We start from the raw sequence: 11,809 nt of genomic DNA, 5'->3' as shown, positions 1-11,809 counted from the left end.
GATAGCACGCGGCCCCATCGCCCCGAAGAATTCCCCAGGATTTGCAGTCCGATATCCACCTACCCCGGCACAGGAGCGCCGAGGAGCGCGCGGGCCTCGCCGACCAGGTAGAGCGAGCCCGCCACGCCCACCACCCCGCCCTCGCCGGCCGCGGCCCGCGCGCAGGCGATCGCCTCGGCGAGCCCGCCGTGCACGTCGGCGGCGACGCCGTGCGCCTCCGCCAGGGCGCGCAGCTCGGCGGCCGGGCGCGCCCGCGGGCTCGGCGGCGTGACGAGGTGCAGCCGGCGCACCGCCGGCGCGAGCGCCGCCAGCATGCCGGCGTGGTCCTTGTCGGCGAGCACGCCGAACACGAGCTCCACCGGCCGGCCCGGGTGGAGCGCCGGCAGCGCGGCCGCGAGCGCCGCGGCGCCCTGCGGGTTGTGCGCGCCGTCGAGCAGCACGCCGCCCAGCTCCTCCAGCCGCCCCGGCCAGCGCGCCCCGGCGATGCCGCGCGCGATGGCGTCCTCCGGCACGGCCACGCCCGCGCCGGCGAGCGCGCGCAGCGCCGCGGCGGCGAGCGCCGCGTTCGCGCGCTGGTGCGGCCCGCGCAGCGCCACCGGCCCGTCCCAGGCCTCGCCCGCCAGCACGAACGGCGCGCCCCGCCGCGCCGCCTCGGCGCGCAGCACCTCCAGCGCGCCGGCCGGCTGGGCCGCGTGCACCACCGCCGGCACGCCCGGCTTGAAGATGCCGGCCTTCTCGAACGCCACCCGCTCGACGGTGTCGCCGAGGAGCTGGGTGTGGTCGAGGCCGATGCGGGCGATGGCGGTGACCGCCGGGTGGATGGCGTTGGTGGCGTCGAAGCGGCCGCCCAAACCGACCTCGATCACCGCGGCGTCCACCCGCTCCTCGGCGAGGTGCAGCAGGCCGGCGAGCGTGGCGACCTCGAAGTACGTGAGCCGGTCGCCCTCCCCGCCCGCCTCGTGCCAGGGGCAGGCGCGCCGCACCGCCTCGAGCCTCGCGGCGAGCGCGGCGTCGGAGATCTCCACCCCGTCCACCTGGATGCGCTCGTTGAAGCGGACCAGGTGCGGCGAGGTGTAGAGGCCGGTGCGGAGCCCGGCCTGGCGCAGCGCCGCGGCGGCCATCGCGCAGGTGGAGCCCTTGCCGTTCGTGCCGCCCACGTGCAGCACGCGGTAGCCGCGCTCGGGGTGGCCGAGCGCGTCGAGCGCGCGCTCCATGCGCTCCAGGCCGAAGCGCATGGCCAGCGGCTGGAGCGAGGAGAGGTAGGCGTGGGGATCGAGGGGCTTCACCGACGGTGTCTCTGGGCGGCGCGGCCGCCGCGGCGTGCTGCGCTCAGCCCACCAGCGAGAGGAGCTGGCGGAGCTTCTCGCGCATCTCCAGGCGCGGCACGATCGCGTCGATCATGCCGTGCTCGAGCAGGAACTCGCTGCGCTGGAACCCGGGCGGCAGCTTCTCGCGGATGGTCTGCTCGATCACGCGCGGGCCGGCGAAGCCGATGAGCGCCTTCGGCTCGGCGATCACCACGTCGCCCAGCCAGGCGAAGCTCGCCGCCACGCCGCCGGTGGTCGGGTGCAGCATCACCGACACGTACGGCTTGCGCACCGAGCGGAAGCGGTGCAGCGCCGCCGAGGTCTTCGCCATCTGCATGAGGGAGAAGATGCCCTCCTGCATGCGCGCGCCGCCGGTGGAGCTGAACACGATGGCCGGGATGCGGCGCTCGTAGGCGCGGTCGAACACCCGGGCGACCTTCTCGCCCACCACCGATCCCATCGAGCCGCCCATGAACTCGAACGCGAAGGAGCCGAGCGACACCGGCTGGCCGCCGATGGCGCCCACGCCGGAGATGAACGCGTCGCGCAGGCCCGAGGCCTTGAAGGTGGACCTGAGCCGGTCGCGGTACTTCTTGGAGTCGGAGAAGCCGAGCGGGTCCTGCGGCGTGAGCTCCGCGTCGAGCTCCTGGAACGTGCCCGGGTCGAGGACCAGGTCGAAGCGGCGCCGCACCGGCAGGGCGTCGTGGTTGCCGCAGGACGGGCAGACGTTCCAGCTCCGCTCGTACTCGGCGCGCGGCACCACCTCGCCGCAGGCGTCGCACTTGTACCAGATGCCCTCGCCCTTCGCGGCGGGCGCGGGCGGCGCGGCGGGGGTGGACTCCTTCGACTTCAGCTTCTTCTGCTTGGAGAACCAGGCCATGTGCTTTCCAGTCTAGGGCGCCAGCGCGCCCGGCGCGCCGGGGACGCACCCCGTCACGCGATGCCCCCGAACTGCGCCTTCACCTGAAGGAACTCGAGGAAGTGGCGGAGCTTCGAGACGTCCGGCACCAGGAAGCCGTCCGGGCGGACGGCGACGATCTTCGCCTTCACCAGCTTGGCCAGCGCCTCGTCGGCCTCCTCCGGCCGGACCCCCACCCGGCCGGCGAGCTCGCGCGGCGCGACCTCGATCTCGTGACCGGCCGGGCCCCGGGACGCCTTGTCCGCCGCGGTGACGAGGAAGTGGACCACCCGCGACGAGGCGTCGTGGAAGAGCAGGTTCTCGATCTGCTCCTCGGCCTCCTGCAGGCGGTCCGCCAGCTTCTTGACCATCCGGATGGCGATCTCGGCGTTGCCGCGGACCATCGCCTCGAACGTCAGGGCGTCGATCACCAGCAGCCGGGCGTCCTCCGCGCACGTGGCGGTGGCCGAGCGCGGCCGGTTGTTCAGGATCGACATCTCGCCCAGGAACTCGCCCGGCCCCATCGACGCGAGGATCTTCTCCAGGTCGCCGACGCGCTTCGAGAGGGTCACCCGGCCCTGCTGCACCACGAACATCTCCCGGCCCGGCTCGCCCTCGCGGAACAGGACGGCTCCGCGCGGGAACTCCCTGCCGAAGCGCTGGAGGAGCTGATCGTCTGGCATGGGGTCGGGCGGCCGGCCGGCGCCGCCTCGCGTCGAGGCCGGGGTGCCGGGAGCCGAACGGCGGTCCTAGCCGACCTCGCGGAGGGCTGTCAACGAATCGCCCCCCGCCGCCGGGCGACACGTCGCGTCAGGAGGGTGGCGCCGCGCGGGCCGGTTTCTTGCGACGTCGGAGGCCTCGGGTACGATGTGGGTGTCACCCACAGAGAACCCCGGATCCCCGATGCGCCTGTCGGTCCTCGTCCTCGCCGCGGCCCTCCTCGTGGCCGTCGCATTCTAGCGGGGCTGCGCCCCGCCCCACGGACCCTGAGCCCGCCGAAGGGCCCGCGGACCGCACCCTGCTGCGCGGGGCCGCGCCCTCGAGCCGGCCACGCCGCCCGAGCGCTCGCGGCTTGCAGCGGCCGCGCCGTCGCGGTAAGGCGCAGCCATGTCCCTGACCTACCGCGACGCAGGCGTCGACATCGACGAGGGCGATCGGCTCGTAGACCTCATCAAGCCGCACGCCCGGCCCACCCTGCGCCCGGAGGTCCTCGGCGGCATCGGCGGGTTCGGCGGCCTCTTCGCGCTCGACGTGAAGAAGTACCGCGAGCCGGTGCTGGTGTCGGGCACGGACGGCGTCGGGACGAAGCTCAAGGTGGCGTTCGCCGCCGATCGCCACGACACGGTGGGCATCGACCTCGTGGCGATGTGCGTGAACGACATCGCGGTGGTGGGCGCCGAGCCGCTCTTCTTCCTCGACTACTACGCCACCGGCAAGCTCAGCGCCGAGCAGGGCGCCGAGGTGGTGAAGGGGATCGCCGAGGGCTGCCGGCAGGCGGGGTGCGCGCTCATCGGCGGCGAGACCGCCGAGCTGCCCGGGTTCTACGCCCGCGGCGAGTACGACCTGGCCGGCTTCGCGGTCGGCTGCGTGGACCGGCCCCGGATCGTGGACGGCACCCGGGTGGCCCGGGGCGACGTCGTGATCGGGATCGCGTCCTCCGGCCTCCATTCCAACGGCTTCTCGCTGGCGCGCAAGGCGCTCCTGGACCGCTACCCGCTCGATCACCGCTTCGAGGGGCTGGGCGGGCGCACGCTGGCGGACGCGCTGCTCGAGCCCACCCGCATCTACGCGAAGGACGTGCTGGCGCTGCTGGACCAGGTGCCGGTCCGGGCGTTCGCGCACATCACCGGCGGCGGGCTGCCCGGCAACGTGCCGCGCACCCTGCCCGACGGCACGCGGGCGGTCCTCGAGGAGAAGCGCTGGCCGCGGCCGGCCATCTTCGACGTGGTCGAGCGCGAGGGGCAGGTCCCGCGCGACGAGATGTACCGCACCTTCAACATGGGCCTGGGCCTGGTGGCGGTGGTCGCGCCCGGCGACGAGGCCGCGGCGCACGCGGCGCTCCGCGCGCGCGGGCTCGAGGCGTGGACCGTGGGCGCCATCGAGGCGGGCGGGCCCGGGGAGGCCACCTGCGAGGTGGTGCGGTGATCCGGCTCGGCGTCCTCGCCTCGGGCGGCGGCACGAACCTCCAGGCGCTGCTCGACGCCTGCGCGGGCGGGCGCGTGGACGCGCAGGTCGCGGTGGTGCTCTCGAACGTGCCCGGCGCCGGCGCGCTGGAGCGGGCGCGCCGGGCGGGCGCGCCGGCGGAGGTCCTCCCGTCGAAGGGCGTCGCCGACCGCGCCGCCTACGATCTCACGCTGGTCGAGGCGCTCCGCGCCCACCGCGTGGACCTGGTCTGCCTCGCCGGCTACATGCGCCTGGTCACGCCCGGCTTCCTCCGCGCCTTCGGGCCGGACGACGCCAGCCGGGGCTGCCCGCGGGTGATGAACATCCACCCCGCCCTGCTCCCGTCGTTCCCCGGCCTGCACGCGGCGCGGCAGGCGCTCGACTACGGCGCGCGCGTCGCCGGCTGCACCGTGCACTTCGTGGACGAGGGCACCGACACCGGGCCGATCATCGCGCAGGCGGTGGTCCCGGTGCTCCAGGGCGACGACGAGGCCGCCCTGTCCGCCCGCATCCAGGCCGAGGAGCACCGCCTCTACCCGCAGGCCGTGCAGTGGTTCGCGCAGGGGCGGCTCTCACTGGAGGGGCGCAGGGTGAGGCTCGACCGCTGCGCGCCGCACGGCCCCTCGCCGCTGCGGAACCCGCCGCTGGAAGGGTAGGACGCGGCCGCGCGCCGCCCCCGAACGATCGGCTAGGTCGTCCGGGTGGGATCGTCCCTCGACCGCGGGACGAGATCGTTTGGCGCCCGGGCGCCCTCGACGTAGACTCCGCCGCCGTGGCGCAGACCTTCCGACCTCCCGCAACCCAGCGCATCTACGACGTCTGCATCGTCGGCTCGCAGCTCGGCGGCATCGTCGCCGGCGCGCTGCTGGCCCGGCGCGGCTTCCGGGTGCTGCACGTCGCCCACGACGACCTGGGCCCGAGCTACGTGGACGCCGGATACGTGCTGCCCTGGGCGCCCGCGGTCATCCCCTCTCCGCGGCAGATGCCCGCGGCGGAGGCCGTGCTCGCGGAGCTGGGGCTCGCCACCGACGTCGGGCGGGCGCTCGAGCCCTCGGACCCCGATCTCCAGATCCTGCTCCCCCGCCACCGCGTGGACGTCTCGCGCGACCCCGCCGCGCTGCGGACCGAGCTGCGCCGGGAGTGGGCCGGCGAGGCCGAGGCGCTGGAGGCCGGCTTCGCCGAGCTGTCCACGCTCTACGAGTTCTCCGGCTTCTTCCTGAAGGCCGCGCCGCCGCTCCCGCCGGACGGGTTCGGCGAGCGGCGGGCGGTCAAGAAGGCGCTGAAGGTCGCCTCCAGCCTGCCCAACGCGCCCGCCGGCGAGGTCGGCGAGGCCCGGCCCTTCGACGCGCTGCGCGGGCACGAGCTGGTGCGGAGCCTCGAGATCGCGCACCGCTTCCTCACCTACCTGGACGGCCCGCCCTCGCCGCTCTCGCTGGCGCGCCTGCTGGGCGGCGCGCTCCGCGGGACGCACCGGCTGGCCGGCGGCCAGGGGACGCTCCGCGAGATGATCCGCCGGCGCATCGCGGAGTCGCGCGGCGAGCTGAAGGGCGGACCGGGCGAGCCCGCTGCCGCCGCAGGGCTGGAGCTGGACGGCGGCCGCATCGCCGCGGTCCGGCTGGCCGACTCGCCCGACGCGTTCGTGGCCCGGGCGTTCGTGCTCGCCGCCGACGCGGAGTCCATCCGCCGCCTCCTCCCGGCCGGCGCCGCCGAGGCCCGCGCCGCCCGCGTGCTCGAGGCCATCCGCCCGCAGCGCCGGCTCGTCTCGCTGAACCTGATCGTGAAGGAGGCCGCGCTCCCGCCCGCGCTGGGCGAGAACGCGCTCGCGCTCCGCGGCGCGGAGGGCGGCGACGGGATCGACAACGCGGTGTTCCTGCAGGTCCTCCCGGCGCGGCGCGACGGCAAGAAGGGCTCGGCGGACGCGGTCCCGGGCGAGCGGGTGGTCTGCGCCGCGGCGTTCGTGGACGCCGGCACCACCTCGCGCGAGGCGCTGACCGCGGCCTCGGCGCGGATCCGCGAGGCCGTGGCGGACGCCATCCCGTTCTTCGAGCGGCACCAGGTGAACGAGTCGTCCCCGGTGCTCAACGCGCCCGTCGGGCCGGAGGAGGCGGTGCGGCTCCTCACCCATCCGCTCTACGGCACCGAGCTCGAGTCCACGCTCGGCGTGACCGGCCTGCCGGTCCGCTCGCCGTGGAAGAACGCGTTCTTCGCCGGGCGCGAGGTGCTGCCCGGCCTCGGCCTGGAGGGCGAGTTCTACGCGGGCATCCAGGCGGCCGGGCACGCGGTCGCGGCGCTGGGGCGGCGGGACGTTCTGAAGTGAGCCCTTGCCTTTCGCGGGCCACTCTGTAATATCCCGCGCTCCTTTTGGTTTTCGGAGTAGAGACCATGGCACGCCGCTGCGAGATCTGTGGGAAGGGCCCGCTCGTCGGGAACACCGTCTCCCACGCCAACAACAAGAACAAGACGCGCTCCCTGCCGAACCTCCGCTCGGTCCGCGCCAACCTGGCCGGCGAGGTCCGCCACATCCGCGTGTGCACGCGCTGCCTCAAGGCCGGCAAGGTCGTGAAGGCGGGCCGCGGGCGCCCGACGGCGTCCGCGCAGGCGTAACGAGGTTCCTGGGCGCGCGCGGCGGGATGCGCAGCCTCCCGGTCACCGAGGCGCCCCACCCCAGAGGCTCGGATCTCGAGCGGCTCCCCGCGGGCCGCCTCCTCGCCCGTCTCCACGAGGGCGACCGGGAGGCGGTGCGCGCGGTGGGCCGCGCCTTGCCCGCGCTCACCCGCCTGGCCGAGGCCGCCGCCGCCGCGCTCGGCGCGGGGGGGCGACTCGTGTACGCCGGCGCAGGCACGAGCGGGCGGCTGGGCGCGCTCGACGCCGCCGAGTGCCCGCCCACGTTCGGCGTGTCGCCTCGCCGCGTCGTGGCGCTGGTGGCCGGCGGCCGCCGCGCGCTCACCCGCGCGGTCGAGGGCGCCGAGGACGACCGGGCGGCCGGGGCCGCCGCGGTGCGCCGCGCGCGCGCCGGGTCCCGGGACCTGGTCGTCGGGGTGAGCGCGTCCGGCACCACGCCGTTCGTGCTCGGCGCGCTGGAGGAGGCCCGCCGGCGCGGCGCCCGGACCGCCCTCGTCACCTCGAACCCGGCCGCCCGCGCGCGGGCCGGGGTGCGCGTGATCCTGGAGACCGGGCCGGAGCTGGTGGCGGGCTCGACGCGCATGAAGGCGGGCACCGCCGCGAAGATGGCGCTCGGGCTGGTGAGCACCGCCGCGTTCGTCCGGCTGGGCGCCGTGCGCGGCGGCCGGATGGTGGCGCTGGCGCCCGCCAGCGAGAAGCTGCGGCGCCGGGCGGTGCGCAACGTCGCCGCGCTCGCCGGGGTGGGCGAGGCGCGCGCCCGGAAGCTGCTGGAGGGGTGCGGCTGGAGCGTGCGCGACGCGGTGGATCGCGCGGGCCGGCCCGCGGCGCGCCCGCGACGCCGCTGATCGAGGAGGACGGACGATGGCCAAGGAAGAGAAGGCGCTCGCACCCGAGGAGCTCGCGCGCGCGCGGGCGGCGCTGGCCGCGGCGCAGGGGAAGCGGCGCCTCGACCTGGTGCTGGAGGCGCGGGACCCGCAGGCGCTGGTCCGCGCGCTGCCCGCCGACGAGCTCTACTTCACCATCCGCGACGTGGGGCTCGGCGACGCGGCGCTGCTCGTCCAGCTCGCCTCCCCCGAGCAGTTCAAGACCTTCCTCGACCTCGACGCCTGGCGCGGCGGCGCGTTCGAGCCCCGCCGCGCCCTCCCCTGGCTCCGGATCGCCCGCGCCGGCGCGCACCTCGACCCGAAGGCGGCGGCGCGCTGGGCCCGCAAGCTGGACGCGCTCGACCGCGAGGTGCTGTACCTGGTGCTGCGCGACGCGCTCCGCCTGCACGACCTCGAGGAGGACCCGGATCCCGAGCTGGTGTCCGACCGGTTCATGCGGACGCCGGAGGGGCGCTTCGTGATCGAGTTCGAGGTGGAGGGCACCGAGTACCTGGCGGTGCGCGGCCTGCTCGACGATCTGTACGCGCGCGACGCGTTCCAGGCGACGCGGCTCCTCTCGGCCATCCGCAGCGAGCTGCCCAGCGAGCTGGAGGAGACGGCGCTGCGCTGGCGCACCGGCCGCCTCGCCGACCTCGGCTTCCCCTCGCTGGAGGAGGCGCTCTCGTGGTTCGCGCAGCCGCCTCGCGCGCCGGCCCACCCCGCCGGCCCTCCCCCGGCGCGGCCGCCAGGGTTCCTGCTGGCGAGGCTCGGCGCCGGGTCGCCGCTGGACGCCGCGGCCGCGGCGCTCCCCGCCGGCGAGCGCGACGTGCTGGAGCGCGAGATCGTCGCGGCGGCCAACGCGGTGCTGGTCGCCGACGCGGTGGACCCGTCCGACCTCGACGCGGTGCGCGGCGCGTTCGCCGCCGCCCGCGCCATGCTGGAGCTGGGCCTCGCCCGCCTCGCCGGGGCCGATCCCGACCGCGCCGCCCAGGTGCTGGCCGAGACGCCGGTGAAGCGGCTGTTCCAGGAAGGCTTCGGGCGCGTGCTCGAGCTGAAGTGGCGCGCCGAGCGGCTGCTGGCCGGCGGCGGCGCGGGGACCCGCGCGGCGCCGCTGCTCGACGCGCCGCTGGGCGAGGCGGTGGCGGCGCTCGCCGCGAAGCGCCCGCGCTACTTCCCGGGCCTGGAGGCGCCCCGGGACGAGTGGGGCACCCTGTCCGCCGGCGGGCACGAGCCGCGCCGGTTCCTCGCCGCGGCGGAGCTGGACCGCACCGTCGCCGCGCTCGGCCTGGCCGAGGGGCTGGCCGGGCTGGCGCAGGCGCTGGGGCTCGCCGGCGGCAACGCCGAGGGGCCGCTCGCGCCGCGCCTCTCGACGCTGTACCTCACCGCGCTCGCCAACGAGCGGCTGGGCCGCGCGTTCCGGCCGGATCCGCTCGCGCGCGCGGAGCTGCCGGCCGCGGCGCGGGCGCTCGCCGCGATCGACGACCCGCGGCTCGCCTCCGGCGGCGAGGCCGGGGCGCTGCTGCTGGAGCTGGCGCGGGCGGGCGCGGCCGAGCTCGCGCCGCTCGCCGAGGGCGGGGCGGCGCGGCCCGAGCACCTCTCGGCGGTGCTGGTGCGGGACCCGAGCTAGCACGCCAGCGAGCCGGTGTCCCGGCCTCGCTCATCCCGAGCGTCGCCCCGCCGCCGGCGGGGCGGAGTCGAGGGGTGGGCCGGGAGGGCGCGGCCGGCGATCACCGACCGCGCCCCTCGGCTGGTCTTCGCCTCGGCTACTTCGCCACCGGGGCCGCCTCGGGGGCCGCCTTCTCGGCGGCCTTCGGGGTCGCCTTCTTCGCGGTCGCCTTGTGGTGCTTCTTGTGCGCCGCCGGCTTGGCGGCCGGCTTCGCGGTCTCGGTGGCCGCCGGCGCCGCAGGGGCCGGCTCCGCGGCCTTCGGCTCCTCGGCGAAGGCGGGCGAGACGAGGCCGAGCACGGCGAGGGCCGAGACGATGCGCAGGACGTTCTTCATGTGGGGTACCTCCGGCGCGGGGGCCGCGGTCGATCCGCGCACGCCCGCTGCTGAGGAGGTACGCGCGTGCCCGCGGCCGTATTCAACGCGCGCCTCGTCAGGGCATCTCGCCGATGAAGGTCGCCTCCCGCGCCCAGCGCAGCGCCTGGTCGATCTGCTCCTCCGCGAGGACGCCCGCGTCGCGCAGCAGGCGCACCTCGGCGCGCATGTTCGTGTCGAGCAGGTACGGGCCGTCGGTGTTGATGGTGAACCGCACGCCCCGATCCCAGAAGCGCGCCAGCACCTGGCCCAGCTCCTCGATCGACCCCACCGCGCGCGTGGCCAGGTTCGAGCTGGGGCAGATCTCCAGCACCACGCCGCGCTCGCGGAGCAGGTCCATGACCTTCTCGTCGCGCGCCGCGCAGATGCCGTGCCCGATGCGGTGGGGCTCGAGCTGCTCCACCACCGCCCGCACGCCCTCGGCGCCGGTGGTGGCCGTCTCGCCGGTGTGGACGGTGGTCTTCAGCCCGGCGCGCCGCGCCCGCGCGTACAGCTCGCGGTAGCGCCCGACCTCCGCCGGCATCAGCTCGAGCGCGTGGCGCTCGGTGCCGGCGAGGTCGATGCCGACCACCCCGCGCCGCCGGTACTTGATGGCCTTCTCGACCAGGATCTCGTTGAGGTGCGCGGGGAACTCGCGCGCCAGGCAGAAGATGAGCCCGGCCTGCACCCCGTACTCGAGCACCGCCCGGTCCATGCCGCGGAGCGCCGCGTGGATGATGTGGTCGAGGTCGCGCTCGCCGCCGACGTTGCGCTTCATCGGGTTGAAGCGCAGCTCGATGAGCGAGACGCGCGACGAGCGGTACTCCTTGCCGATGACCTCGTAGACGCTGCGCTCCATGGCCTGCGGCGACGACTGGATCTTCTCGGTCCACTCGTGCATCACCGCCAGGTACTCGTCGAGCGACCGCACCTTGCCCGGGCGCGCCGAGATCAGCTCCTTGAACTCCCAGTAGCTCGCGACGGGCAGCTTGAAGCCCTGGTCGTGGGCGATGGACCAGAGGATGTGCGGCGCCACGGCGCCGCCGACGTGGATGTGCAGGTCCGAGAGCTCGCGTGCCATCGGCCCGAGATACCGCCGCGCCGCCAGGCACGCCAGCGCTTCTCGGACGCTTCTACCCGTTCTCGTCCGGCGACGACTCGCCGGGCGCGCCGAGCCCGAGGCCGCACTCCGGGCACTCGACCTCCCCCGCGCCCTGCACCGCGAAGCGGTGGCCGCACGCCGGGCAGGTGATCTCGCCGCCCGCGTCGAGGTCGATCCCCTCGGCCCCGCGCGCCGCGGCGGCGGCCGCGTCGGGATCCTCGAGCAGGCCGGCCCAGTCGCGCCGCAGGAACGCCTGCGCCCGCTCCAGCTCGTCGCGCGGGACGTACAGGTTCCAGAGCGGGTGGTGCGCCTCCTCCGGCCGGCCCGGCGGGACCTTCTCCATCTCCGGCGCCAGCCCCTCCGCCTCCAGGAGCGACATGACCTCGCGCACCGAGGCGTAGCCGGAGCGGGTGAGCACGGCGAGGCCCTCGGCCGCGGCCTCGCAGGTCACGCAGCGCCCGCCGTCGGCGAGCGGGGTCGAGCAGGTGGTGCAGCGCTCCATGGACGCCTCCCGCGGCCCGGGACCCGGGCGCGGCCCGATGATACCCCGGGCGCGGGAGCCGCGGCGTCCGTCAGCGGCGTCCGGCCGCGCGCGCCCGGAGCGCGGCCGTCGCCGGGCGCGGCGCGGCGGGCGCGGCCGGCGGCACCAGGCTCGGCGGCTCCGGCGCGGCGACCGGCAGCGGCGTCACCGCGGCGGGGGACGGCGGTGGCGCGGCGGCGGGGCGCCGCTCCGCGCCCGCGCCGAGCGCGGCCGCGACCAGCAGGAGCGCGGGCGCGAACAGGAAGCGGTAGAGAGCCATGGCGGCCTCCGGGCGTGGTCGGGAGCGAGGGGTGGT

13 protein-coding genes are annotated in these 11,809 nt (G+C 76.3%); 6 read left to right on the top strand and 7 right to left on the bottom strand.

Going from position 1 to position 11,809, the window contains the following annotated elements; genetic code table 11:
* Nucleotides 1-59 precede the first annotated feature (59 nt).
* Genes ADEH_RS06500 through ADEH_RS06490 form a run of 3 tightly spaced genes read right to left on the bottom strand, consistent with a single transcriptional unit; the run spans nt 60 to nt 2,888 of the window.
* Nucleotides 60-1,286 carry a bifunctional folylpolyglutamate synthase/dihydrofolate synthase gene (locus ADEH_RS06500; RefSeq protein ID WP_011420315.1) on the bottom strand — a complete coding sequence of 409 codons (1,227 nt, stop codon included), beginning with the start codon at nt 1,284-1,286 and terminating at the stop codon, nt 60-62.
* A gap of 43 nt (nt 1,287-1,329) precedes the next feature.
* Entirely contained in the window at nt 1,330-2,187 is an 858-nt protein-coding gene (accD, locus tag ADEH_RS06495) for an acetyl-CoA carboxylase, carboxyltransferase subunit beta (RefSeq protein ID WP_011420314.1), read from the bottom strand.
* Between the two features lie 53 nt (nt 2,188-2,240).
* On the bottom strand, nt 2,241-2,888 hold the full coding sequence (locus ADEH_RS06490) for a Crp/Fnr family transcriptional regulator (protein WP_011420313.1): 648 nt from the start codon (nt 2,886-2,888) through the stop codon (nt 2,241-2,243).
* Between the two features lie 424 nt (nt 2,889-3,312).
* Between ADEH_RS06490 and purM the strand changes: the two genes are divergently transcribed.
* From purM to ADEH_RS06460, 6 genes are all read left to right on the top strand, one after another.
* The gene (purM, locus tag ADEH_RS06485) at nt 3,313-4,350 is read left to right on the top strand and encodes a phosphoribosylformylglycinamidine cyclo-ligase (RefSeq protein WP_011420312.1); all 1,038 of its coding nucleotides are present in this window, start codon (nt 3,313-3,315) and stop codon (nt 4,348-4,350) included.
* On the top strand, nt 4,347-5,024 hold the full coding sequence (purN, locus tag ADEH_RS06480) for a phosphoribosylglycinamide formyltransferase (protein ID WP_011420311.1): 678 nt from the start codon (nt 4,347-4,349) through the stop codon (nt 5,022-5,024). The genes purM and purN overlap by 4 nt, the downstream gene beginning before the upstream one ends.
* 116 nt (nt 5,025-5,140) lie before the next feature.
* Nucleotides 5,141-6,685, top strand: a complete 1,545-nt coding sequence (locus ADEH_RS06475) for a phytoene desaturase family protein (protein ID WP_011420310.1) — start codon at nt 5,141-5,143, stop codon at nt 6,683-6,685.
* 65 nt (nt 6,686-6,750) lie between these two features.
* Nucleotides 6,751-6,972: a 50S ribosomal protein L28 gene (gene rpmB / locus ADEH_RS06470; RefSeq protein ID WP_041453368.1), complete on the top strand. Its 222-nt coding sequence runs from the start codon at nt 6,751-6,753 to the stop codon at nt 6,970-6,972.
* A 26-nt stretch (nt 6,973-6,998) separates the two neighbouring features.
* The gene (locus tag ADEH_RS06465) at nt 6,999-7,835 is read left to right on the top strand and encodes an N-acetylmuramic acid 6-phosphate etherase (protein ID WP_011420309.1); all 837 of its coding nucleotides are present in this window, start codon (nt 6,999-7,001) and stop codon (nt 7,833-7,835) included.
* Nucleotides 7,836-7,851: 16 nt separating this feature from the next.
* Nucleotides 7,852-9,480 (top strand): DUF6178 family protein, encoded by a 1,629-nt coding sequence (locus ADEH_RS06460; RefSeq protein WP_011420308.1) that lies wholly within the window; start codon nt 7,852-7,854, stop codon nt 9,478-9,480.
* 136 nt (nt 9,481-9,616) lie between these two features.
* Here ADEH_RS06460 and ADEH_RS06455 read toward each other — a convergent pair whose 3' ends face one another.
* From ADEH_RS06455 to ADEH_RS06440, 4 genes are all read right to left on the bottom strand, one after another.
* Nucleotides 9,617-9,853, bottom strand: a complete 237-nt coding sequence (locus tag ADEH_RS06455; protein ID WP_011420307.1) for a hypothetical protein — start codon at nt 9,851-9,853, stop codon at nt 9,617-9,619.
* Nucleotides 9,854-9,950: 97 nt separating this feature from the next.
* Nucleotides 9,951-10,952, bottom strand: coding sequence for an adenosine deaminase (locus ADEH_RS06450; protein WP_011420306.1), 1,002 nt, complete (start codon nt 10,950-10,952; stop codon nt 9,951-9,953).
* Between the two features lie 52 nt (nt 10,953-11,004).
* Nucleotides 11,005-11,475 carry a hypothetical protein gene (locus ADEH_RS06445; protein ID WP_011420305.1) on the bottom strand — a complete coding sequence of 157 codons (471 nt, stop codon included), beginning with the start codon at nt 11,473-11,475 and terminating at the stop codon, nt 11,005-11,007.
* 70 nt (nt 11,476-11,545) lie between these two features.
* On the bottom strand, nt 11,546-11,773 hold the full coding sequence (locus ADEH_RS06440) for a hypothetical protein (protein ID WP_041453367.1): 228 nt from the start codon (nt 11,771-11,773) through the stop codon (nt 11,546-11,548).
* Nucleotides 11,774-11,809: the final 36 nt, after the last annotated feature.

This window comes from Anaeromyxobacter dehalogenans 2CP-C (assembly GCF_000013385.1).
GTDB classification, from domain to species: Bacteria; Myxococcota; Myxococcia; order Myxococcales; family Anaeromyxobacteraceae; genus Anaeromyxobacter; species Anaeromyxobacter dehalogenans_B.
Note: the sequence above shows the minus strand (reverse complement) of the source record. Positions and strands in the feature narration are given on the sequence as shown.